The following is a 23613-nucleotide window of genomic DNA, read 5'->3' as shown; positions in this document are numbered from 1 at the left end:
GACTACGAGGTGAGGGTGAACGAAGCGATTCCGTCGGCCACGGCGGCGCCGACGTCGGAGGTGGAGGCGGTCCCGTCGAGGTCGGCCGGGAGCGGGCCGTCGGTGAGGAGGGCGTCGACGGACTGGCGGACGGACGCGGCGGCGGCGCCCTCGCCCAGCGCGTCGAGCAGCATGGCGCCGCTCAGGATGGCGGCCAGCGGGTTGGCGACGCCCTGGCCCGCCAGGTCGGGCGCGCTCCCGTGGACGGGCTCGAACAGGCCCACGCGCCCGCCGAGGCTGGCCGACGGGAGCAAGCCCAGCGTGCCGGGCAGCGTCGCGGCGAGGTCGCTCAGCACGTCACCGAACAGGTTGCCGGTCAGCACCACGTCGAACCGGCGCGGGTCGCGGACGACCTCCATCGCAGCGTGATCCACGTAGAGGTGCTCCAGCGCGATCTCGGGGTACTCGTCGGCGCCGATGCGCGAGACCACGTCCCGCCAGAGGGCCGACGATGCGAGCACGTTGGCCTTGTCGACGGACGTGACGCGCCCGCTGCGCTTCTGGGCCCACTCGAAGGCCACGCGGGCGATCCGCTCGACCTCGGCGACCGAGTAGCGCATCGTGTCGTAGGCCTCCGCGGCCGTCCGCTCGCGCGGGTGGCCGAAGTAGATGCCGCCCGTCAGCTCGCGGACGATCAGCAGGTCGGTCCCGGCGACGCGCTCCGGGCGCAGCGGCGACCGCTCGGCCATCGCGTCGGAGACGGCGACGGGCCGCAGGTTGGCGAAGGCGCCGAGGCGGGCGCGGAGGCGCAGCAGCCCGCGCTCCGGGCGGAGGTCCGCCGCGTACCCGTCCCAGTCCGGCCCGCCGACGGCGCCCAGGAAGACGGCGTCCGCGTCCAGACAGGCGTCCAGCGTGGCGCGCGGCAGCGGGTCGTCCTCGGCGTCCAGCCCGGCTCCCCCGACGGCGTGCTCGGAGGTCTGGATCGCGAAACCGTGGGCGTCGGCCGCGGCGTCGAGCACGCGGGCGGCCTCGGCCGTCACCTCGGGGCCGATGCCGTCGCCCGGAAGCAGGGCGAGCGTGTACGTTCGGGGGGCGCTGTCCATCAAGAGGGCTCGGGTTCGACCAACCCAGGAGCAGTGCGACGAATCAGCGTGTCTCGGTCGGTCTTCTTGGGGTCAGCCTCCTACGAGGAGGCCAATAAGAAGGAGGAGCGAGAGAAGGACCGCGGGGACCACGATATCGTCGGCCGCCGGAGCGGGCGCGGGGACGAGACGGAGGGCGAGTGCGGTCACGGAAGGCGCCAGGAAGCAGTGGCGCGTCGGGGGGCAGGCATGGTAGCCGTACAGAACCGCGATTGCCAAGGAACCATGAATCCCGGAAGCCCTTCCAAATTGTGAATACGCCCGACTTCAGTCTCTCCCCTCGTGGTCGTCGCGGCGCATCCGGCGGCGGATGACCCAGTAGGCGGCCCCCATCGTCCCACCGAAGACGCCGAGCGGAAGGACGACCTGGTAGACCCACTCGGGCGCATCCCAGAGCGGAACGCCGCTCAGTGCGAGGACGCTGAGCACGACGACGGCCCCGACCAGAGCGTAGAGCCCGAACGTCGAGGCCTCCAGTCCAGCGAGGTCGGCCTCGACCAAGTCGTCGCTCAGAGGGTCGAGCGAGATCGAGCCGTCGGCCAGCAGCGCGTCGAAGGCCTCTTCCACCTCGGCGGCGTTCTCGTACGGCGCCCACCCGAAGCGCGCGCCGCGGGCCTTGAGACGGCCGAGGCCGAACCCGGTGATGTCGCGGTAGGCGATGTGCCAGACGGGGCGCAAGCGGCTCCGGAGCGTGAGCGCGTCGGCCCCGAACGTGACCTCGCGGGGGATGACGCCCGACGCCAGCGCCAGCCCGCCGAAGAAAGCGGCAGACAGCAGCCCGGCCGTCCTCGCCTCCGCGTCGAACGCGAGGACCAGACCGAGCAGGCCGAACGCGGCGCAGCCGGCGAACGCCGCCCGCGTGCTTCGCGGCAGGCGCAGGCGGATCGTCCGCTCGCCCAGAGCGCCGGGCGTCACCCCATCACGCGCCGCGCCGCCTCGACGACGGCGTTGACTGTGATGCCGAGCGCCTCGTAGGCCGCCTCGCCTGGCGAACTCTCGCCGAACCGGTCCAGCCCGACCACCGCGCCGTCGAGGCCGACCACGCGGCCCCAGCCGAACGTGCTCCCCGCTTCCACCGCCACGCGGGCGCGGACGCCCTTCGGCAGTACCGACTCCTGATAGGCCGCGTCCTGCGCGAAGAAGAGCCGGTCACACGGCATCGACACCACGCGGACGCCGTCGCCCAGTTGGGCCTTGGCCTCCATCGCCAGCCCGACCTCCGAGCCGGTCGCGACCAGGATCACCTCCGGCTCGCCGTCGGCATCTGAGAGCACGTAGGCGCCCTTCGCGACGCCCTCGGCAGCGGCGGCGGCGGTCTCCGCCATCGTGGGCAGGTTCTGGCGGCTGAGCGCGAGCGCGGTCGGCGCGTCGGTCGTCTCCAGCGCCACCTTCCAGGCGGCGGCCGTCTCGTTGGCGTCCGCCGGGCGGATGACGTGCAGGTTGGGGATCGCGCGGAGCCCGGCGAGTTGCTCGATGGGCTGGTGCGTCGGGCCGTCCTCGCCCAGGCCGACCGAGTCGTGCGTGAACACGTGCACGACCGGGGCCTTCATCAGCGCGCCGAGGCGGATGGCCGCCTTGCCGTAGTCGCTGAAGATGAGGAACGTACCGCCGTACGGCCGCAGGCCGCCGTGCAGCGCGACGCCGTTCATGATGGACGCCATGCCGTGCTCGCGAACGCCGTAGTGGACGTAGCGGTTGGCCGGCGAATCGTGCTGGAGGTTCTCCATGCCCGCCGCCTTCGTCTTGTTAGACGGCGTCAGGTCGGCCGAGCCGCCGAGCAGCTCCGGCAGGACGGGCGCGAGCGCGTCCAGGACCTTGCCGCTGGCAGCGCGGCTGGCCATGCCCTTCGCGTCGGCGTCGAACGACGGGAGCGCGTCGGCCCAGCCGTCTGGGAGGTCGCCCGCGAGGCGGCGCGTCAGCTCGGCGGCCTTCTCCGGGTGCGCCTCGGCATAGGCTGTCATCCGGCCCTCCCAGTCGCAGTGGACTTCGGACCCGTGGAAGGCCTGCTCACGGAAGAGCGTCTCGGCGCCCTCCGGGATCGCGAACGGCTCCAGCGGGAGGCCGAGGTTCTTCTTCGTGGCCTCCACCTCGTCGGCCCCGAGGGCGTCCGAGTGGATATCGTGCGTGCCCGCGTGATGCGGCGAGCCGAAGCCGATGGTGGTGCGGCAGACGATCAGGCTGGGCCGGTCGAGCACGTCGCGCGCCGTCGCGATGGCCGCGGCGACCGCCTCGTTGTCGTGCCCGTCCACCTCGCGGATGACGTGCCAGCCGAGGGCCTCGTAGCGCCCGGCGCGGTCCTCGGTGAAGGCGAGGTCCGTCGAGCCGTCGATCTGGATGTAGTTGTCGTCGTAGAGGACGACCAGCTTGCCGAGCCCCTGGTGCCCCGCGAAGGAGCAGGCCTCGTTGGAGACGCCCTCCTGCAGGTCCCCGTCGGACGCGATCACGTACGTGTAGTGATCCACGACGGTGTGCTCGTCGGTGTTGAACTGCGCCGCGAGCGTCCGCTCGGCGAGGGCCATGCCGACGGCCGTCGCGATGCCCTGCCCCAGCGGCCCCGTCGTGGTCTCGACGCCCGGCGTGTGGTGGACCTCCGGGTGGCCCGGCGTCTTCGAGCCGAGCTGGCGGAAGGTCTTCAGCTCCGAGAGCGGCAGGTCGTAGCCGCTCAGGTGGAGGAGGCTGTACAGCAGCATCGAGCCGTGCCCGGCCGAGAGCACGAACCGGTCGCGGTCGGCCCAGTGCGGGTCCTTCGGGTTGAACCGCAGGAAGCGGCTCCAGAGGACCGTCGCGGCGTCGGCCATGCCCATCGGGAGGCCGGGGTGGCCCGAGTTGGCCTGCTCGACGGCATCGATGGTGAGGCCACGGATGGCGTTGGCGGCGAGGGTTTCGAGGCGAGCGGTCTCGTCGGCGGTCCGGGCGGGGGTGTCCATCTCAGCGGGGAAGGGGCAGGGGGAGGACTCAGAAGCTACGGGGGCGTGTCAGGTTCGCTCGCGTGGTCTTTTTCGCGGTCTAGATCGGGAAACGCACCTCCATGTGTGGATGCGCTTACACCGTGGACACGACCTGCGATACCCGACGACCATGCCGCCGTTCGCCCCCCCGCTTTCTCCCTCCCACCGGCCCGAGCCGCCCTCCGGCGCGCTGCGCGCCATCGAGTGGTTCCTCCCCGAGGTGCCCTCGGACCGTGTGATGCGGCTCCGCGCGCGGCTCTTCGTGGTGCTGTCGTTCCTCGTGACCGCGAACATGGTCCTGTTCGCGGCGCTCCACACGCTCCATCACGTCCCCGACTCTGACGGCACCAACATCGCGGTGATGCTCGGGATCGCAGCCCTGAATGCGTCCTTCCCGTTCTTGATGCGGGCGAGGGTCGGGCTCCCGGTGCTGAGTGTCGGCTTCGTGCTCGTGCTCCAGCTCGGCGTGATCGTGCTGGCGTGCTACGACCTGGGGATGGCCTCGGGCGCGGTGTTCTGGCTGGTGGTGACGCCGCTCGCCGCGGCGTTCCTCGGCGGCGCCCGCCTCGGGTGGGCGGCGGCAGGCATCTCGGTGGCCGGAGGCCTCGGCATGGTCGCCGCGACGACGCTCGGCTGGACGTTCCCGACCAGCCTGCCGCCAGACAAGGCGGGTCTGCACCACCTCCTCAGCTTCCTCTGCTGCACGGGGTCGGTGGCCGCGCTCGCGGCGCTCTACGAGGGGCCGATGGTGTCGTCGCTCCGCCAGCTGGCCGACCAGCTCCACGCGACGAACGACCAGTTGGAGCGCGAGCTCGTCGAACGGCGCCGGGCCCAGGCCCAGGCCGAGGCCGCCAGCCGAGCCAAGGACGTGCTCCTGAGCAACATGAGCCATGAGTTCCGCACGCCCCTGGCTGCGATTCTCGGCGTCTCAGACCTCTTGATGAGCGAAGTCGAGGGGCCCCAGCGCGACTTCCTGCGCGAGATCGACGCCAACGCGCACCGCCTCCGCACGACCCTGGACGGCATGCTGGACCTGACCTGGGCCGAGAGCGCCGGGGCGGAGGTCATGCGCCGCCCCCTCGACGTGCTGGCCGTCGCCGAGACGGTCGTCCAGGCGCACCAGGCGGAGGCGGCCGGGAAAGGACTCGCCATCGAGGCCCACGGGGATGCCGCCTGCGCGTTCTCCGACCCCGATCTCCTCGTTCGCGTCCTCGCAGCCCTGGTCGACAACGCCGTCCGCTTCACCGAGGTGGGGCACGTCACGGTGGCGGTCTGGGACGTGGGCTCCGAGGTTCTGGTGGAGGTCGCCGACACCGGCATCGGGATGCCCGACGCCTTCGTGGCGCGCGCGACCACCCCCTTCCAGCAGGCCTCCCAGGGCGACGCCCGGACGCACGAGGGCGCCGGCCTCGGGCTCACGGTGGCCGCCCGGCTCGTGGACCTGCTCGGCGGGACGATGCACATCACCAGCGCGCCGGGCCGCGGCACGACCGTCCATCTCCACCTCCCCGCGGCGACCACCACGCGGGTGGGGGCGTCGGGCGACGGAGAGGCGACCCGGTCGCTCCCGATGGTCGGGATGGTCAGCGCGTCGTAGGCCGGGTCCTGGCAGCATGACGAGCGCCCCTCCCCTGCGGCGGGGATGCGCCCGAGAGGCCGGGTAGGGATTCTGGAGTCCACTCCTCCCCTCCGTCCACGCCGATGCCCTCTCCCGCTGCAGCGCGCACGCGCCTCGCCCTTCCCCTCGCCCTCCTGCTGCTGACCGTCGCCGGGTGCGGGACGGTCATGAACCAGGTCGGCACGCTGGCGGCCCGCGTCATGACGGGCTCCACCTCGGACCTCGCCGAGATCAACTACATGGTCACATACTCGGACCAGGCCGCGCCCGAGGAAACCGACGAGGCGGGCACGAACGCCATCCGCGGGTGGCAGAGCCGCCAGCCGCTCGTCTCCACGACGCTCTTCAAGCGCAACGGCATCGGCCTGTTGAACCTCGACGGGACCGTCACGCTGGACGGCGCCGAGCTGCCGCGCACGTTCCCCGGCTCGTACAGCACGTTCTTCGAGACGCCCGCCTCGGGCGCGCTGTCGGTCGGCTTCGCCAGCAGCACCGGACAGGAGGAGACGTTCTCCGTCGTGCCCCGGCCGCCGGTCCGCATCGTGCGCATCAACGGCCAGGACCCGGCGAACGCCACGATCAGCCTCAACGAGCCGCTCGTGCTGGAGTTGGACCGGAGCGCCTCCGACGCCGCCGACCTGCGGATCGCGCTGCTCGGCTCCACGATGGGCGTGAAGGGCTTCTGGGACGTGGCCGTCGTGGCCGCGGCCGACCGCGTCGAGCTGCCCGCGAGCGTCTGGACGCACACCCAGGGCAACCCGATCAACCGGGGCGACAACTGGCTCAAGGTCGAGGAGTACGCCCGCCCCGAGCCGCAGCGGACGCCCAGCGGCGGCCAGGCACTCGTGGTGTCGTACGCAAGCGACTACGCGAACGTGACCGTCACCGGCGAGCGCGCCGACAACCTCGTCGGCATCGCGAGCCGGGCCGCCGCGACGCTGGAGGGGCAGGTGCGCGTCGGCGACCGCGAGGTCGAGTGGACGGCCGTCAAGCCGGTCGCCTTCCAGAGCCCGCCGCTCAGCCGGGCCCGGCGGCTGGCGCTCGTCACGCTCAACGTCGCCGCGCGCGGCCTGAGCCAGTCCGAGACCAGCACCTCGACGAGCGACAACTACGTGACCGGCGTGCGGACCACCACCACGACCACGCGGAGCCGCCAGTTCGCCCAGCTCGGCGACGCCTTCTGGGAGAGCCTGCTCGTGGACCTCTTCAACGGCATGACGGCACAGATGAGCGAGCACGTCGACGCGATGCTGATCCCGCTGGCCGACGTGATCGCGTCGCCGGCGTACCAGCGTTTCGGGGCCGTCGAGGACGAGAACTCGGCGTCGTACGTCCGCCACTCCTACGGCGGGCTGCGCGACCTCGACGCGGTCTCGTTCACGTCGCTCTTCTCCGACGCGTCCGGCCCGTTCTCGGCGCAGCGCCTCGACAACCTGATCCGCGACCTCGGCGTGGACGGCCTGATCGTGGCCGAACTCGACCTCTCGATGCCCTTCGAGGAGTTCTCGCTCACGCCGGCGCTCACGTTCCACATCCTCGCCCCGCAGTCCGACCCGATGCAGCCGGCCGGGATGCCGAGCTACCTCGACATCACCGTGACGGGCCAGGGCCAGGAGGTCACCGACGCGATGCTGGAGGACGCGGCCGCGCTCCGGAGCTTCCTCCCGACCGCCATCAACATGGACGCGCTGATCGCGGCCTTCGGCGACGCGGTCGGCGCGGTGGCCGCGTTCGAGGACGGCGAGCCGGTCTACGACGCGGTCTGGACCGGGCGGACGTGGTAGGACGTCCATCCCCGCCTCGGCACCGAAGCGGGGATGTAACCACGAGGCCGGGAACGGCGTCTTAGGGAGGTCCCTTCCTCTCTGCCATGCGCACGCTCCTCGCGGCCTCCCTCCTCGCCCTCTCGCTCCCGCTGGCCGCCCAGCCGTATGGGGCGTCCAACACCGAAGGCCTCCTGCTCCAGATCGGCCTTGACGGCCAGGGCCTCGTCATCGACGACGACGGCAGCGACGTGGAGGTCGAAGGCGGCACGGTCTCTCTGCGGGCGGGGTACGGCTTCTCGCCCGTGTTCACCCTGTACGCGGGCGCGGCGGGCGGGCGCGTCGAGATCGACGGGCGGGACGAGGTCGACTTCGGCGCGGGCGAGATCGGCGGTCGGTTCAACCTGAACGCGGGACATGCGCTGCGGCCGTACCTCGACGTGGCGCTGCGCGGCACCGTCCTCCAGGATGACGACCGCGACCTCGAACTCCGGGGCGGCGGCCTGACGGCCGGGCTCGGCGTGGCGTACTTCCTGAGCCCGACCGTCGCGCTGGACGCGGCCGTCCACCTCGGCGGCGGCCGGTTCGACGAGGTCCAGGTCGGCAACGTGACGCTCGACATCACCGACGAGGAAGTGGACTTCGGCGAGGGCCGCCTGTCGGTCGGGCTGACAGCGTACCCCTTCCGTGCCCGCGGCCACGACCGTGGCCGACGCGGGCGGCGCGGCGGGCGTCACGGAGACCGCTGGTAGCCGCTACCGCACCACCGTCAGGCGCCGCGTGAGCCCCCCCGCCTCGGTCCCGAGGTGGGCGATGTAGACGCCCGGCGCCAGCCGCGCCGTGTCGAGGCGGACCTCGTGGGTCCCGGCGGGGCGCTCGCCGTCGACGAGGCGGGCGACCTCGCGGCCGAGCAGGTCGAGGACCGCCAGCCGGACCGGGCCGGCCTCGGGGATGGCATAGCCCAGGGTGACGGACCCCGCGGCCGGGTTCGGGGCCGGCGCCGCCAGCACGAGCCTGCTCGCGGGGCCTTCCTCGGCGTCGACCGGTCCGGTGACGGTCACCGTCACGGCCGTCGGGCCGACCGCGACCGCCAGCCCGTCCGGCGCCTCGATCCGGTCGAACGCGCCCGCGATCGAGCCCGCCGTGAGCACGGCGTAGCTCTGGCCGACCGTCGGGCTCTCGCCCGGGAGGGCCGTCACGCGGAGCGTTCCGCCGAGCAGAGCCGTGCCCGCCACCGTGACCGCGTCGGCTCCCGCGGCGCCCACCTCGACGGCGAGCACCCCGTCGGCCGTCTGCGCCAGCGCCTCCGCGAGGGCGAGCGTTCCCACGTCTCCGTCCCCTCCGGGCGCGAGCGTGCCGCCGTTCGTGAGCGGCACCTCCAGCGCCCCTGCCCCGTCCACCACGCCGCCCTCGCCGACCTCGATGGCCGGCACGGCGAGGTCGGCCCCGTCGGCCAGCGTGAGCCGGGCGACGGTGACCCCGCCGGTCCGCGTGGAGCCCGACGACGGTGCGGAGTCCGCCGACGGCGTGGAGACGCAGTCGGTGTTCGCGAGCACGCGCAACGGGTCTGGGCCATCGACCAGCCCGTTCTCGCCGACGACGAGGTCGCCGGCGACGCACAGAAGGCCGCTGCCGCTGAGCAGCACGCCGCCGGTTTCTCCCAGCCCGACGGCAAGCGCGTAGCCGAGCACGTCCCACCGGGCTCCGTCCTCGACACGGACGACCCCGAGGCCCTGTGAGTCGGTGAGCCCGCCGACGACCGCCTGCCCGCCGGTCGAGAGCGAGGCGCCGGTCGTGAGCGTGATGTCGCCCACGCCCTCGTCTCCGACGTAGAGGTCGGTCGTCGTCGTGAAGAACGTGCCGCCGGACAGCCGAAGGGTCGCGTCGCTGCCCTCGCCCTGCGCGAGCACGAGCGCACCGACGATGGACACGAACGCGCCCTCGGCGTCGACCGTCGCGCTTCCCAGGTCGCCCCAGACCGAGAGCGAGGAGGTCGTGACCTGGACCGTCGTGCCGGGAGCGGCGACGAGGTGCCCGGAGGCTCCGTCCCCGACGCCTACGTGGAGCGGGCCGGCGGTCGCGAGCCGCCCTTCGAACACGTCGAGCCGACCGCTGAGGCCGTCGGCGGCAGCGGCCCCGACCACGACGCCCCCCCCGGCCGCGAGGTCGTGTCCGCCAGCGAGAGTGAGTTCGCCGGTCCCCTCCCCGCCCTCCCCGACGATCACGTCACCGCGCGCCGTGGTTGTGCCGCCGGTGAGGTAGAGCGAGGCCGGAGCCTCGGTCCCGACGCGGAGGTCGCCGACGCGGAGGTCGCCGACGCGGAGGTCATGCCCCCCGAAAGAGAGGATGGCGTCGGTGCCGCGGGCCGTGAGCGAGCCGGCCGCCTGGTCGTCGCGGAGCGTGATCGTGTAGGTCGCGCCGCCTGCCGCGTCGAGGCTGACGGCCGTGAGCGAGTCGGGGACGACGGAGGGAGCCCAGCGCCCGGGATCGTCCCAGTGTCCGTCGGCGGCCTCCGCCCAGCGCGCCGTCGCCGGGAGCACCGCGCGCCAGACCCGCCGGTCGGTACCGGACCCCGTCTCCCCCACGATGACGCGGCCGTTCGAGGAGATGTCTACGGGCGTGAGGAATGCCGGGATGGCGCCCGTGTCGACGCCGTACTCGACGAGCACCTCGGCCAGAGGGCGAGGGACGCCGTTCTCCCAGAGGACCGCTCCCCTCTCCCTCACGTCGGCGCCGATCTGCACGGACCCCACCACGCGCGCACCGCCACGCGAGGCCGCGCGGCCATCCGCCGATCCGAAGGCCGTCTCGTACGGAGCAAGAGCGAGAACCTCCTCGTCCGTGAACAGGTAGTGCCCGAGGATCGCGGACGGCGTGAGGCTCACCGCCGCGGCCAGCACCGTCCCGTCCCCCGCGACGTCGACGACTGTCGTCCGGTCCCCAGCCAGGATGGGGAGAGTCGTCTTGACGCCGTCCCGGACCACCACCCCGTCGATCGGTCCCCCCTGAGCGCGGGACTCCTCACCGGCGGCCACGGCCCCGTCCTCCGAGAGGGAGGAGAGCGCCACGTAGACCCCGAACCCGGGGCCCTGGGGCGGGATGACGTACGTGTCCTCCCCCCGGATGACGATGCCTCCACGGTAGGTGCCGTCCCCGCCCGAGGCGTCTCTGTAAGTCCCTGCGCCGTGCGCGCCGTCGGGCGACACGGCCACGATCTCGACCGCCCCCGGCCCGGACACGGCGCGGCACGCAGACCCGTGCCAGAGCCAGAGGTCCGAGTCTGTTCCCTCCTCGACCCCGCTCGGGACGCCGTCGTCCGAGACGGCGAAGGCGCGGTAGCTGTCGAACGGCCCACACTGTGGGGCGCCGACGGGAGTGAGGCCGCCGTCGTGCCAGACGGCCTCCCGCAGGTCGGACGCGCTCCTCCAGAGCAGGACGGCGTCCCCGTTCGGCGAGACGGCCTCTACGTTGCTGTAGTCCGAAGGCGGAAGGAGTTCGAACGAGGCGGTCTGGGCCGTCGCGGGCGCGAGCAGAGCGGCGAGAACGGCGAGGAGGACGGGAGCGCGCATGACAGATCGGGGCGGTTCTCTCTTCCCTCGGAAAATGTCCCCCCGTCGGATCACCGTGCCATACCGGTGTCCGCTTTACTTTTTTGGGCGGTATGCCGCGGCCATGACCTCCGACACCCCCACCATACGTTTGATCGCCGCCGCGCGCGACGGCGACCGCGACTCACTGGACGCCCTGCTGCCCCACGTCTACGACGAGCTCCGCCAGATCGCCCGCGCCCGGCTTCGCCGACGCTCCGGCGAGACGCTGAACACGACGGCCGTCGTCCACGAGGCGTACCTCAAGCTGACCGCCGGCGAGACGCCGCCCTTCCGGGACCGCTCGCACTTCTTCGCGCTCGCCGCCCGCGCGATGCGGTTCGTGCTGGTCGACTACGCGCGCGACCGAGCCGCCCGGAAGCGCGGCGGGGCGGCCCGCGACCTCCCACTCGACGAGGCGCTGGCGGTCGCCGCCGACGGCGAGGCCGACGCCCACGACCTGCTCGCCCTCGATGCCGCGCTCGACCGGCTCGCGACCCAGAGCGAGCGCCTCGCCGAGACCGTCGAGCTTCGCTTCTTCGGCGGCATGACGCACGACGAGGTGGCCGAGGCGACCGGCCGCTCCGTGCCGACCGTCAAGCGCGACTGGCGCCGCGCCCGCGCCTACCTCTACCAGCTCATGCAAGACGGGGAGGCCGGTGATCCGCCGTCGGCCGATCTCACGAGCGATGGGTGACCCCGACCCCATCACCATGCCCCCTCTCGCCCCCGACCGCTGGGCCGAGGCCGACGCCCTGTTCGACGCGGCGCTCCAGCGCCCGGCCGACGAACGCACCGCGTTCTTGCGCGCCGAGTGCGGCGACGACCCCGCCCTCTACCACGCCGTCACCGCCCTGCTCCACGCCGACGCCGAGGCGGAGCGGGCACTGGGCGAGAGCGCGGCCGACTTCGCCTCGGGCCTGCTCGACGCCGTCGGCCGCGACGAGCCCGGCCTGGAGCCCGGTACCCGCGTCGGCGCCTACCGGGTCGTCGGCGAGTTGGGGCGGGGGGGCATGGGGGCCGTCTACCGTGCGGCCCGCGCCGACGGGACGTTCGAGAAAGAGGTCGCTCTTAAGCTCGTCAAGCGCGGCATGGACACCGACGAGGTGCTGCGCCGCTTCCACGCCGAGCGTCGGATCCTGGCCGGACTCGACCACCCCCACGTCGCCCGTCTGCTGGACGCCGGGGCCCACGACGACGGCCGCCCGTTCCTGGCCATGGAACTGGCCGAGGGCGAGCCGATCACGGTCTATGCCGACGCGCACCGCCTCGGCGTCCCCGCCCGCCTGGACCTGTTCGAGCAGACCGTGGAGGCGGTCGCCTACGCGCACCGGCGGCTGGTCGTCCATCGCGACCTCAAACCGTCCAACGTCCTGGTGGCGGAGGCCGAAGGCGTGCCCCACGTCAAGCTCCTGGACTTCGGCATCGCACGGCTTCTCGACACCGACGCCGACGCGCTGACGCGGCCCGAGCACCGCGTCCTCACGCCCGAGTACGCGGCCCCCGAACAGGCGCGCGGCGAGCCGATCACGACCGCGGCCGACGTCTACGCCCTGGGCGTGATCCTGTACGAGCTGCTGACGGGCGGGCGGCCCACCGGGCCCGACCCGGTCGCGCCCAGCGGTGCCCTCACCGAAGCGGCGGCCCGGGCGAAGGGGACGACTTACGACCGGCTCGCACGCACACTGCGCGGCGACCTCGACACGCTCGCCCTCGCGGCGCTCCGCGCCGACCCCGAGCGCCGCTACGCGTCGGCCGAGGCGTTGCTGGACGACCTTCGCCGCTACCGTCAGCGGCTGCCGCTCCGCGCCCGCCCCGAGTCGGCGACGTACCGGATGGGGCGCTTCGTGACGCGGCACCGGCTGGGCGTCGGGCTGACGGTCGCCGTGCTGGCGGCCCTGCTCGGCGGCGCGGCGGTCACGACGGCCCGGGTCTCCGCCGAGCGCGACGCGGCGCAGACCGAGCGCGACCGAGCCGAGGCGACCACCGCGTTCGTGACGAGCCTGTTCGACGCCGCCGACCCGTTCGCCTCCCCGACAGAGCGGCCGGACACCCTCCGCGCCCGGGACCTGCTCTTCCGCGGCGCCGACCGCGCCCGCGCCACCCTCGCCGCCCAGCCCGCCGCCCTCGCCGACGTGCTCACGACCATCGGCGAGGCGTTCGAGGGGCTCAGCCTCTACGCCGAGGCCGACTCGGTGCTGGCCGGCGCCGTCGATGCGGCGCGCGAGGCGGGGGCGCCCGACGTGCTCGCGCGCGCGCTCATGGCCCGGGGCCAGGCCCGCTACCTCGGCGAGGCGCCGGCATCCTCGATCCCCCTTCTGCGCGAGGCGCTCGCGGTCACCGAGGCGAGCGATCCCGACGCCGAGATCCTGGCCCGCCTCCACCTCGGGGCTGCGCTCCGCCGCACCGGCGCGCTGGACGAGGCCGCCGCCGTCCTCGCTGCCGCCGACGTGGCGGGCGCCGCCGATCCGCTCGACGCCGCCGCCATCCTGCTCGAACAGGGTCGTGTGGATCAGGACCGAGGGCAGCCTGCCGAGGCCGAGCCGTTCTTCCGCCATGCGCTCGCGCTCCAGCGGTCGGCTCCAGACGCAGGCCCGTTGCGCGTGGCCACAACGCGCGAGATGCTCGGCGTCTCCCTCCGTCAGCAAGACGACCTCGCGGGTGCCGAAGAACAGTTCGACGAGGTCTACCGCATCCGGCAGGACGCGCTGGGCGACGACCACGTCTACACGGTCACGGCGCGCTTTCACCTCGCCACGCTCGCTCGTGACCGGGGCCGCCTCGACGAAGCGGCCGAGACGTTCCGCTGGATCGTCGCCTGGGATCGAGAGCACCTCGGCGAGACCCACCCGTACGTCGGATTCAACCTCCATCAGCTCGGCATCACGCACGGACAGGCCGGTCGGCCCGACTCCGCGGTCGCGGCCTACCGCGAGGCGCTCGGCGTCTTCCGGACGGCGCTCCCCGCCGATCACCCGGCCATTCAGGATGCCCTCAGCGGCCTCGGCTACGAGCTGGCGCGGTCGGGACGCGCGCGCGAAGGCGAGCCCATCCTGCGGCGCGTCCTGGCCAGCCGGCGCGACGCGCTGGGCCCCGATGCGTGGCAGACGGGCGTGTCGCAGAGTGCGCTCGGCGAGTGCCTGATGCGCCAGGGACGCCTCGCCGAGGCCGAGCCGCTGCTGGTGGACGGCTACCGAACGATCCGCGCGGCCTCCGGCCCAGAGGCCGCCGCACTCCGACGCCTCGTGGAGCTGTACGAGGCGACCGACCGCGACGCTCGGGCCGAGCCCCACCGGCGGCGGCTGGCGGAACTGGACGAGGGATAGCCCCCGCCGGACGAGGGCTGCGGAAGGAGACGCGGACACGGAGCGCCGGGTCCGTCCGTTGAGGGGAGCGCATCCGCGCGGCCTCCTCGCCCGTAGGGGGCAGGCCGCGCTCGTCCCCCCATGCCCGACGTCCCGTCCCCCTCCCCTGCTCCGACGCCGTCCCCAGCGTCCGGCCCTTCGCCCCGCTGGCGTCGCGCGCTGACGTGGTGGTGGACGCACGTCCGCCGGATCACCGTCGCGATCTGGACGTGGCTGCGCACGAAGGCCGTTTACATCTGGGGCAAGGTGCGCGACCCCGACCTTTCGAAGCCGAAGCGCGCGCTGTGGACCACAGGCGGGCTGGCCGGCCTCGGGACCGTGATGGGCGTGGTGGGGCTGCTCCTGCTGATGGGCTACACGATCCTGCTGTGGCCGTTCACGCCGAGCGTCCGCGACCTTCGGAATGCACGCGAGATCGACCCCTCGGTCGTCGTCTCGGCCGACGGCGTCGAGCTGACGCGCTACGCCCGCCAGGGCCGCGAGTGGCGCTCCCTGGACGACATCTCGCCCCACGTCGTCGACGCGCTGATCGCGACCGAGGACCGGCGCTTCCGCTCGCACGGCGGCGTGGACCTGCTCGGCTGGGCGGCCGTGTTCAAGGGCGCGCTGACTGGCGACGGCCTGCGGGGCGCGTCCACGATCACCCAGCAGCTCGCGCGCAACCTCTTCCCGGACGACATCGGCAACAGCGCCTCGGTGACGCGCAAGATCCGCGAGGCCATCACGGCTCGCAAGATCGAGGGCGTCTACACGAAGGACGAGATCCTGGAGCTGTACCTCAACACGGTCCCGTTCCTGTACAACGCGCACGGCATCGAGATGGCCGCGCGGACCTACTTCTCGACCTCGGCCGACGACCTCGACCGGCTCCAGGCCGCGACGCTCGTCGGCATGCTGAAGGGCACCTCGTCCTACAACCCGTACCGCCACCCGGAGCGAGCGCTGGCGCGGCGCAACGTGGTGCTGGGCCAGATGGTCCGCTTCGGCGACCTGCCCGAGGCGGAGGCGGCCGACCTGCGCGAGCAGCCGCTCGGCCTCCGCTTCGAGCGCCAGTCGATCCAGCGCAGCCGCGCGCCCCACTTCACCGAGCACGTCCGCGTGCGGCTGGAGGCCTGGGCCGACCGCACCGGCTACAGCCTCTACGGCGACGGGCTGACCATCCACACGACGCTCGACTGGCGGATGCAGCAGGACGCGCAGGAGACGGCCACCCGCTTCGGCGACGCGCTCCAGGCCGTGGCCGACGTGGAGTGGGGGCGGGCCGAGGTCTCCCGCCTCGGCACCACCACGGCGCCCTACGTGACGGCGTCCCGCACCACCGAGCCCTTCGAGCGCTTCTGGACGCTCCGCCGCGACGCCGCCGACGCGTTCGTCCGCGGCACCGAGACGTACCGCCGGGCGGTCGACGCGGGCGAGGAGCCGGCGGCCGTGCTGGAGCGTCTCCGCAGCACCGAGTCGTTCGTCGACTCGCTCCGCGCGGTCAAGATGCGGCTGGAGGTCGCGATGACGGCCATCAAGCCCGAGACCGGACACGTGAAGGTGTGGATCGGCAGCCGCTCGTTCGCGCGCTCGGCCTACGACCACGTGGCCCGCGCTCGCCGCCAGCCGGGCTCGACGTTCAAGCCGTTCCTCTACGCACGCGCCCTCGAAGAGGGCTTCCGCCCGGACGACGTGCTGCCCGACGAGGACGTGTCCATTGAGATGGCCGACGGCGTGATCTGGCAGCCGGCGAACGCCAGCGGTCAGTCCTCCGGCGAGATGATCTCGCTGCGCGACGGCCTCGCGTCCTCCAAGAACACCATCGCCGCGCGGCTGGTCGACGAGGTCGGCGCGAGAGACATGGCGCGGACGGCCCGGCGGATGGGCATCACGAGCGACCTGGAGGCGGTCCCGTCGCTGGCCCTCGGCACGAGCGACGTGTCGCTGCTGGAGCTGACGGGCGCATACGCCACGATCGCCTCGGGCGGCACGCGGCGCGATCCGGTCACCGTCACCCACATCACGGACCGCGACGGCAACGAGATCGCCCGCTTCGAACCCGACGCCGACCGCGCGCTGGACCCCGAGGTGGCCGTCGACCTGCTCGACATGATGCGCGGCGTCGTGGACCGCGGCACGGGCACCGAGATCCGGTCGGCCTTCAGCGGCCGCGGCGACCTCGCGGGCAAGACGGGCACCACGCAGGACGGCGCCGACGGCTGGTTCCTCCTCATGCGGCCCGACCTCGTCACCGGCGCGTGGGTCGGCTTCGACGACCCGCGGGTCACCTTCCGCTCATCGTACTGGGGCCAGGGCGGCCACAACGCGCTCCGCCTCGTCGGCGACCTCAACCGGACGTTCCAGCGCGACGGCCTCGTCGACACGAACCTCGCCTTCCCCCAGCCGGACCCCGAGGCCGACGGACCGGGCGTCTGGGACCGCGTTGCAGACTGGCTCGCGGGCGTCGGCGACCGTCTCTTCGGCGGCGAGGCGGACGTGCCGGACGGCTACGGCCCGCGCACGCCCGGGCGCGGCCTCGACCCGCGCGACGACGAGATCTACCCCCTCCCCGACCGCCGCGACACGCGGAGCCGGCGTGAGGAGATCCTCGCCGAGAACGAGGAATGGCTCGACGACGCCTTCGACGAGCTGGACCAGATCGACGACCCGATCCTGCGGGAGGCCGCCCGCGAGGTGCTCCGCCGCGCCGCCCGCGAGGTGGACCGCAACGGCTGGCGCGACGGCTGGGCCGACCGCGTCGCGGGCGTCCGCGACCGGGCCATCGCCGAGGCCCGCCGCGAGATCGAGCGCGAGATCGCCGACGCCTTCCGCGACGACAAGCGCGAGGAGGATGCCCGCCGCGCCGGTCCGTTCGAGGACGAGTTCGTGGGCGATGGCGACTTCAGGCTGGAGCCGCTGGACGAAGCCCCGGTCGCACCGGAGGCGCCGCCCGCGCCCCAGCCGCAGGAGTCGCCCCGGTCTGGCGACGGGGGCCGAATCGGCTTCTAGCTCCCCCCGCCTCGGCGCCGAGGCAGGCTACCGCACCACGACCACCCGACGCGACGCGCGCACGTCGCCCGATGCCATCACGACCGTGTAGACGCCGCTCGGCAACCCGCGCGTGTCGACCGACAGCCGGTGCCTCCCCGCCGCCGTCGGCCCGTCGGCCAGCGTGGCGACCTCGCGGCCGAGCATGTCCACCAGGCGGACCGTGAGCGGACCCGGCGCGGCCATCGTCACCTCGACCGTCGCCGTGCCGGAGGCCGGGTTCGGGTAGGCCGGGCCGAGGGTCGTCTGCGCGAGGGCGGCCTCGTCCCGATCCGTCCCGAGCGCGAACGTGGCCGTGAGCGCCGCCGTCCCGGTCAGCACCACCGACGCGTCGCGCTCGGTGCCATTCGCCGCGCCAGACCAGCCGACGAAGTAGTAGCCCTCATCGGGCACGGCGGTCAGGCGCACCGGGACGCCGCGGAAGAAGACGGACTCGAACGGCGCCGCCGGGTCCTGGCGAGGTAGCGGGACGCCCTCCGCGATCACCTGTCCGCCGCCCGCCACGCCCACGTCGAGGCGGGCCGAACCGGAGACCTCGTCGAAGTAGCCATTCACGTGCCCGCGTACCTTCACGGCGCGGTCGCGCGCGAAGTCGCGCATGATCTGGACGTTGCCCTCCCAGCTCGACCCGAACGACACCGACTGCGGCCAGCGCGTCGTGTGGCGCGGCATCTCGGGCGCGATGGCCGCCTGGAGGCTGTCGATCACCCCCACGACGCGCTCCTGCTCGAACGTCGTGGTCATGTGTGCCGCGAGGCGCTGGATGAAGGCGTGCCGGAAGCCGTCGTTCGTCAGCAGGCGGCGGAAGAGATGCGTGGACCAGGCCGGGTTCGGCCAGTCCGTGCCGTTGGGCTCCGTCGCGAGAGCGAGCGTGTTGCTGCTCGCCTGGCCGTTGGCGTTGCCGCCGAAGCCGAAGTCGGTGTCGAAGAGCATCCAGCGCCAGCGGCCCTCCGCGGTGCGCGGACGCCACAGCTTGAGGTTGTTGCCGGGCCAGTCCGCATTGGCACTGTAGATCTCGGCGACGAGGTAGCTGAGGTACTGGTCGACGTCCATCTGCGTCTCCACGTACGCGAACGCGTCGGGGTCGTTGAGGTCGTTGGCGTCGAGGAAGTCCGAGAAGGCGTCGTAGTGCTCCGACTGGCCGCCCCACGTCCCCTCGATCAGCTCCACGTCGTCGTCGGCGATGCCGTAGTGGCCGGCGACGTAGTCCGCGTTGAGCTTCTCGCGCAGGTTGTGGATGCCCCAGTACTCGCCGTTCAGGAAGACGACCGTGGGCCGGTAGGCCTGCCCGTCGAGGTCCATGTGGCGCGTGACCGTCTGGATCATGCCGTCGCGGAACATGGTCCGCCACCAGTCCTGCGCCGAGCTCCGCAGCACGAGGTCGTCGAAGCTCTCGATGTCGACACCGTCGAAGAAGCGGTACGCGAAGTCGGACGCCCCGTACCGGCTCCGAGCGTGCAGTTCGAGGGACTTCTGGGGATAGATGCGGCTGCAGCCGCCGAAGATGGCGACGCCTGCGCCCTGGTCCAGCACGCGCTCGAAGCCGCCCGCGCCGTCGGGCTCGAAGAACGTGAACTGCGTCTCGCGCTCCCAGTCCTGGTTCCAGTTGACCGGGTAGCTCCGGCAGCGTCCCGGAATGCCGTTCGTGCCTTCGACGTAGATGCCCGACGTGTCGCTGAAGAAGCCCGCCGGGTCGGTCACGAGCGAGATCACCGGCAGCGCCCCTCCCTCGCCCACGAAGAACGTTCGCGTGACGACGGGGCTGGCCTCGGCGTCCGGCGCGAAGGCCGCCGCCCGAAGCACCGTCGTCGCGGAGAGCGCCAGCGGCGCGGTGTACGCCGGAGAAGCCTCAGAGGGCGGCGACCCGTCCAGCGTGTAGCGGATGGTGGCCCCCGCCTCGGCCCCCAGCTCGACCGACTCGCCGCTGCCGTAGAAGCCGCTCTCCAGCGACACCGTCGGGACCTCCAGCACGTCGCCGCCAGGCGCGGTGTCGTTGGCCGCGCCAGGCGTCGGCGTGGGGAAGACGCCGCGGTCGGCGGCGCCGTCCGGGTACCGACCATAGGAGATGTCGGTCGTCTGCTCGCCGAACGTCAGCGTGTCGACGACAGCCCCCGCGGGGTCGAACAGGCCGACCTGCTCGCCGCCACCGGACAGCTTGAAGTCGGTGTGCAGCGCGATCGTGGCCGGCGGGCCCGTGTCCTCGTCATCGGTCCAGACCACGAGGAAGCCGCCCGGCGCGAGCACGGTCCCGTCCGGGATGCGCCAGCGGGTCGGCTCGTCGAAGTCGTCGGTGAGGTAGTAGCCGCTGAGATCGGCGGGCGTGCTCGCGGGGTTGTAGAGTTCGATCCAGTCGCCGTAGTCCCCGAAGTCGGGGTCGGCGAGCGTCGTCGCGTTGGACGCGAGCAGTTCGTTGACGACGACCGACTGCGCGTGGGCACCCGCGAAGCTGACGAGAGAGACGAGGGCGACGAGGGAAGCCAGGCGCATGCGCGGGGTCTGTGGGGAGCGCTCAACCTAGCCCGACCGCTTATTTCCGGGCATGGGGGATCGGCGGGGGTCCCCACCTCCCAGGACCCGTCCGGGAGCCAGATGCACGCCGCTCCGTACACCCCACGCACGTCCCTCCACGCCCATGGACCCGACGCCCCCCGACGACCCGACGATCCGCGACGCCGTCCACGCCCTGCTCCGCGACTGGGTGGACGCGTCGCCCGAGGCCACCGAGCGGTTCATGGCGGCCGTCCGCCCCAGCTTCACCGGCTACGGGACCGGCCCTGGCGACTACTACGCCAACCGCGCCGCCCTCCGGGCGATGGTGCGGCGTGAGCACGAGGGCATGTCGTACCCGTTCACGCTCGACGTGCCGTGGATGACGGTCCACCGGCTCCACGACGCGTCGGCGGTCGCCGTGGGCGAGATCGCGGTCACCATCGACCTCGACGGCGAGGCCGTCGTCGAGCGGCCCCGCTTCACGTTCGCGCTCGAACGCGAGGACGGCCGCTGGCTGCTCGCCCACTTCCACTTCTCCGTCCCGGACGCGATGCAGCCCGAGCAGGGCACCATGAACGACCTCCTGGACGAGCGCACGCGCCAGCTCCAGGAGGAGGTCGCCCGGCGCACGGAGGAGCTCAACCAGTCCCTCGCCGACCTGCAGGCCGCCCAGGCGCAGCTCGTCCAGCAGGAGAAGATGGCCTCGCTCGGCGCGCTGACCGCGGGCATCGCGCACGAGATCAAAAACCCGCTCAACTTCGTCACCAACTTCGCCTCCCTGTCGCAGGAGCTGGTGGACGAGCTGGCCGAGGAGACCGACGCCGAGGAGCGCGCCGCGATCCTGTCCGACCTGCGGCTGAACGTCGAGAAGATCGAGCAGCACGGCCGCCGCGCCGACGGCATCGTGCGCGCGATGATGGACCACGCGCGGAGCGGCAGCCGCGACCGGCGGCGGGTCGCGCTCAACCCGCTCGTGGCGGAGTACGTCGGGCACGTGGCGCACGCGGCGCGGGTCCAGCACCCGACGTTCGGCGTGGCGCCCTCCCTCGACCTCGGGCCCGAGGTGGGTGAGGTCGAGGCGGTGCCCCAGGAGATCGGGCGCGTGATCATCAACCTGGTCGGCAACGCGCTCGACGCCGTCCGCACGCGGGCCGCGTCTGCAAGCCCCGGCTACGTCCCGGCCGTGACGGTCGCCACCCGGCACGTCGAGGACGCCGTCGAGGTCCGCGTGGCCGACAACGGGACCGGGATGCCGGAGGCCGTCCGCGCGCGCGTCTTCGAGCCCTTCTTCACCACCAAGCCGGCGGGCCAGGGTACGGGGCTGGGCCTCTCGCTCAGCCACGATATCGTGGTGCAGGGCCACCGCGGAACGCTGGCGGTCGAGAGCACCGAGGGCGCCGGGACCACGTTCGTGCTCCGGCTGCCGACCGCCTGACGGCGGCTACTCCAGCTCGGCGCGTCGTGCGCGGAGCGCCTTGTTGAGGAGCGCGCGGGCACGGAAGATGTGCGCCTTGACGGTGCCCAGCGGCAGGTCCAGCTCGGTCGCGATCTCCTCGTAGGTCATCTCCTGCTGGTGGCGCATCACGATCACCCGGTGGTACTTCTCCGGCAACTCGGCGATGGCCGCGCTCAGGATCTCATTGCGCTGGTCGGTGACGATGGCGCGGTCCGGGCGGTACGTCGAGTCCGGCAGTTCCATCTGCAACTGGCCGTCGCGCGTCTGGACCGGCTTGTCGATCGAGAACGTCGGCAGCTTTTTCTTGCGGATGTAGTCGATCGTGTGGTTCGTCGTGATCCGGTAGAGCCACGTCGAGAAGGCGTAGGCCGGGTTGTAGCTCTCGATGTTGCTGAACGCCTTGACGAACGCCTCCTGCACGAGGTCGTCCACCTGCCCCTGGTCGCGCACCATCTTGCCGACGTGGCGCCGCAGCGGCCCCTGGTACTTGGTGAGCAGGCGCTCGTAGGCCCGCTGGTCGCCGCCGACGGCCGCGGCGACCGTCGCGCGGTCCTCCTCGGAGGAGGCGGACGGGGGGGCGGAGGACGGCTCGGACATGGCTTCGGCGGGCGATGCCGGAAGCTAGCGCCACTCGGCCCGGCCCGTCGCGGCCTCCCGCCTCGGCGCCCAGGCAGGCGGGGCCACCCCGGAGGCTCGGGAGCCGGACGTTGACAGGGGCCGCGGGCGGCGGCTACCCTCCGGCACACGATCTCGCCCTCACACGATGCGTCTTCTTCGCCTCGGCGTCCTCGCGCTGCTCGCCGCCGCGTCTTCCACCGCGAGCGCGCAAAGCACTGAAAACGAACTCCTCGAAGCGTTCTTCTCCATGTTCGTGATGGGGTCGAGCATGGGAGACGCGTCAGTCGGGGTCGAGCAGAGCGGGTGGCCTGCGGGCATCGACCGCACGCTGCTGCCGCCCGAAGCCTCAGCCCTCGGAGGGATCACGATCCAGCCCGTGCCCGAGGCCCCCGAGGGCCCGTTCTTCGCGCTCGGCTTCGCCCGCCTCGACGGCACCCCGGACGCCCTCGCAGCGACCTACGCCACCCACCCCCTCCCGACCGGCTGGACGGCGGAGCCGTCGCCGTATGCACCGACGGGGCTCCGGCTCTGCGGCCCCGACGCGCACGGCGACGTGCTGTTCGCGCCCCGCCAAGCAGGGGGCGCCTTCGTGAGCATCTCCATCGAGGCGGGTGGGTGCGCCTCCGATCCGGAATCTGTGACCGTCCACGACGCGGCCGACGTGATCGGCGACGGCGAGATCTTCGACGAGCCGAGCGACATGACGGACGTGATCGGCGATGGCGAGATCATCGACGAGCCCGTCGACATGGCCGACGTGATCGGCGATGGCGAAATCATCGACGAGCCGGCCGACGAGCCCTCTGTGTTTCGAGGCCCCGACCTGCCTTGGCTTCGATCGGTGGGGGAGCAATCGTCCACCCAGAGCTTCGGCTTCGACGGTGCGACTCAGCAGTATCGAGGCACGTACTCCGTCCTCACGATTCCCGGCGGGACGCTGGCGTCCGCCGCCGCCGACCTGACGACGCGCTTCGAGACGGACGGCTGGGCGCTCCGGTCCGACGAGGCCTCCTCGGACCAGGCTCGCGTGCAGACGTGGATGCGAGACGAGCCCGACGGCGCGCACGTCGTCGCCACAGCGGTGGTCCGTCTGATCCCCGGAGGCGCCCAAGCCGTCGTCACCGCGACGCGCTGACGCTCAGGCCGCGCGGTCCCGTTTCCGCTCGAACCGCCGCCCCATCCACGGGGGGAACAGGAACAGCCCGTACGGCTCCTGGCCGACCTTCGACAGCGACTGGTGGTGCCGCCCATGCGCCCGTTTGACGGCCTGCGCCGCCGAGACCGTCGTCTTCTTCGGTCCCAGCCGCCCGTGCGCGTAGAGATCGTGGAGGACGAAGTAGAGCAGCCCGTACACCGCGATGCCTACGCCCAGCGGGAAGGCGGTGCTCGCCAGCGGGTCGGCGCGGCCCGCCCACAGCAGGCCCATCGAGAGCGCCGCGAAGCCGACGGAGAAGAGGTCGTTCCACTCGATGCCCTTGCCGTGGCCATGCGCCGGGTCGTGGTGCGTCCGGTGGATGCGCCACAGGACGCCGTGGAAGACGAACCGGTGGAGCACGTACGACGCCACCTCCATGACGACGAAGGCGGCGACGACGAGAAGACCGAAGCGAAGCACGGGAC

Annotated in this window: 15 protein-coding genes; 8 read left to right on the top strand and 7 right to left on the bottom strand. The window is 72.7% G+C overall.

Features of this window, described 5'->3' with window-relative positions:
* Nucleotides 1-2 precede the first annotated feature (2 nt).
* From leuB to tkt, 3 genes are all read right to left on the bottom strand, one after another.
* On the bottom strand, nt 3-1082 hold the full coding sequence (leuB, locus tag B1759_RS11705; protein WP_095515264.1) for a 3-isopropylmalate dehydrogenase: 1080 nt from the start codon (nt 1080-1082) through the stop codon (nt 3-5).
* Nucleotides 1083-1388: 306 nt separating this feature from the next.
* Nucleotides 1389-2036 (bottom strand): hypothetical protein, encoded by a 648-nt coding sequence (locus tag B1759_RS11700; protein ID WP_095515263.1) that lies wholly within the window; start codon nt 2034-2036, stop codon nt 1389-1391.
* Nucleotides 2033-4048: a transketolase gene (gene tkt, locus B1759_RS11695; RefSeq protein WP_095515262.1), complete on the bottom strand. Its 2016-nt coding sequence runs from the start codon at nt 4046-4048 to the stop codon at nt 2033-2035. The genes B1759_RS11700 and tkt overlap by 4 nt, the downstream gene beginning before the upstream one ends.
* A 151-nt stretch (nt 4049-4199) precedes the next feature.
* Between tkt and B1759_RS19305 the strand changes: the two genes are divergently transcribed.
* The 3 genes from B1759_RS19305 (at nt 4200) to B1759_RS11675 (ending at nt 8202) form a co-directional block, all read left to right on the top strand.
* Nucleotides 4200-5666, top strand: a complete 1467-nt coding sequence (locus B1759_RS19305) for a HAMP domain-containing sensor histidine kinase (RefSeq protein WP_158225227.1) — start codon at nt 4200-4202, stop codon at nt 5664-5666.
* A gap of 104 nt (nt 5667-5770) precedes the next feature.
* Nucleotides 5771-7471 (top strand): hypothetical protein, encoded by a 1701-nt coding sequence (locus tag B1759_RS11680; RefSeq protein WP_095515260.1) that lies wholly within the window; start codon nt 5771-5773, stop codon nt 7469-7471.
* Nucleotides 7472-7557: 86 nt separating this feature from the next.
* Nucleotides 7558-8202, top strand: coding sequence for an outer membrane beta-barrel protein (locus tag B1759_RS11675; RefSeq protein ID WP_095515259.1), 645 nt, complete (start codon nt 7558-7560; stop codon nt 8200-8202).
* Nucleotides 8203-8205: 3 nt separating this feature from the next.
* Here the strand turns inward: B1759_RS11675 and B1759_RS20005 are convergent, their stop codons facing one another.
* Nucleotides 8206-11019, bottom strand: a complete 2814-nt coding sequence (locus B1759_RS20005; RefSeq protein WP_095515258.1) for a T9SS type A sorting domain-containing protein — start codon at nt 11017-11019, stop codon at nt 8206-8208.
* 103 nt (nt 11020-11122) lie between these two features.
* Here B1759_RS20005 and B1759_RS11665 point away from each other — a divergent pair, with 103 nt between their 5' ends.
* The 3 genes from B1759_RS11665 to B1759_RS11655 all read left to right on the top strand — a co-directional run bounded on the left by B1759_RS11665 (nt 11123) and on the right by B1759_RS11655 (nt 17390).
* Entirely contained in the window at nt 11123-11734 is a 612-nt protein-coding gene (locus B1759_RS11665; RefSeq protein ID WP_095515257.1) for an ECF-type sigma factor, read from the top strand.
* A 16-nt stretch (nt 11735-11750) separates the two neighbouring features.
* Nucleotides 11751-14363 (top strand): serine/threonine-protein kinase, encoded by a 2613-nt coding sequence (locus tag B1759_RS11660; protein WP_158225226.1) that lies wholly within the window; start codon nt 11751-11753, stop codon nt 14361-14363.
* A gap of 120 nt (nt 14364-14483) precedes the next feature.
* Nucleotides 14484-17390 carry a transglycosylase domain-containing protein gene (locus tag B1759_RS11655; protein ID WP_095515255.1) on the top strand — a complete coding sequence of 969 codons (2907 nt, stop codon included), beginning with the start codon at nt 14484-14486 and terminating at the stop codon, nt 17388-17390.
* A 27-nt stretch (nt 17391-17417) separates the two neighbouring features.
* Here the strand turns inward: B1759_RS11655 and B1759_RS11650 are convergent, their stop codons facing one another.
* Nucleotides 17418-19916 (bottom strand): CotH kinase family protein, encoded by a 2499-nt coding sequence (locus B1759_RS11650; RefSeq protein ID WP_095515254.1) that lies wholly within the window; start codon nt 19914-19916, stop codon nt 17418-17420.
* Between the two features lie 145 nt (nt 19917-20061).
* Here B1759_RS11650 and B1759_RS11645 point away from each other — a divergent pair, with 145 nt between their 5' ends.
* Nucleotides 20062-21354 carry a sensor histidine kinase gene (locus B1759_RS11645; RefSeq protein WP_158225225.1) on the top strand — a complete coding sequence of 431 codons (1293 nt, stop codon included), beginning with the start codon at nt 20062-20064 and terminating at the stop codon, nt 21352-21354.
* A gap of 6 nt (nt 21355-21360) precedes the next feature.
* Here the strand turns inward: B1759_RS11645 and B1759_RS11640 are convergent, their stop codons facing one another.
* The gene (locus B1759_RS11640; protein ID WP_095515252.1) at nt 21361-21972 is read right to left on the bottom strand and encodes an RNA polymerase sigma factor; all 612 of its coding nucleotides are present in this window, start codon (nt 21970-21972) and stop codon (nt 21361-21363) included.
* A gap of 166 nt (nt 21973-22138) precedes the next feature.
* Here B1759_RS11640 and B1759_RS11635 point away from each other — a divergent pair, with 166 nt between their 5' ends.
* Nucleotides 22139-23128, top strand: coding sequence for a hypothetical protein (locus B1759_RS11635; protein WP_095515251.1), 990 nt, complete (start codon nt 22139-22141; stop codon nt 23126-23128).
* A 3-nt stretch (nt 23129-23131) separates the two neighbouring features.
* On the opposite strand, the gene B1759_RS11630 is transcribed toward B1759_RS11635, so the two are convergent.
* Entirely contained in the window at nt 23132-23608 is a 477-nt protein-coding gene (locus B1759_RS11630; RefSeq protein ID WP_095515250.1) for a sterol desaturase family protein, read from the bottom strand.
* Between the last annotated feature and the right edge of the window lie 5 nt (nt 23609-23613).

Source organism: Rubrivirga sp. SAORIC476, from assembly GCF_002283555.1.
Lineage (GTDB): Bacteria > Bacteroidota > Rhodothermia > Rhodothermales > Rubricoccaceae > Rubrivirga.
This window is presented reverse-complemented; position numbering and strand designations above follow the sequence as displayed.

Coding starts and splice junctions, on each gene's coding strand:
- B1759_RS11635 (WP_095515251.1), top strand. CDS start 22,139: ATGCGTCTTCTTCGCCTCGGCGTCCTCGCGCTGCTCGCCGCCGCGTCT.
- B1759_RS11640 (WP_095515252.1), bottom strand. CDS start 21,972: ATGTCCGAGCCGTCCTCCGCCCCCCCGTCCGCCTCCTCCGAGGAGGAC.
- tkt (WP_095515262.1), bottom strand. CDS start 4,048: ATGGACACCCCCGCCCGGACCGCCGACGAGACCGCTCGCCTCGAAACC.
- B1759_RS19305 (WP_158225227.1), top strand. CDS start 4,200: ATGCCGCCGTTCGCCCCCCCGCTTTCTCCCTCCCACCGGCCCGAGCCG.
- B1759_RS11650 (WP_095515254.1), bottom strand. CDS start 19,916: ATGCGCCTGGCTTCCCTCGTCGCCCTCGTCTCTCTCGTCAGCTTCGCG.
- B1759_RS11645 (WP_158225225.1), top strand. CDS start 20,062: ATGGACCCGACGCCCCCCGACGACCCGACGATCCGCGACGCCGTCCAC.
- B1759_RS11660 (WP_158225226.1), top strand. CDS start 11,751: ATGCCCCCTCTCGCCCCCGACCGCTGGGCCGAGGCCGACGCCCTGTTC.
- leuB (WP_095515264.1), bottom strand. CDS start 1,082: ATGGACAGCGCCCCCCGAACGTACACGCTCGCCCTGCTTCCGGGCGAC.
- B1759_RS11665 (WP_095515257.1), top strand. CDS start 11,123: ATGACCTCCGACACCCCCACCATACGTTTGATCGCCGCCGCGCGCGAC.
- B1759_RS11655 (WP_095515255.1), top strand. CDS start 14,484: ATGCCCGACGTCCCGTCCCCCTCCCCTGCTCCGACGCCGTCCCCAGCG.
- B1759_RS11680 (WP_095515260.1), top strand. CDS start 5,771: ATGCCCTCTCCCGCTGCAGCGCGCACGCGCCTCGCCCTTCCCCTCGCC.
- B1759_RS20005 (WP_095515258.1), bottom strand. CDS start 11,019: ATGCGCGCTCCCGTCCTCCTCGCCGTTCTCGCCGCTCTGCTCGCGCCC.
- B1759_RS11675 (WP_095515259.1), top strand. CDS start 7,558: ATGCGCACGCTCCTCGCGGCCTCCCTCCTCGCCCTCTCGCTCCCGCTG.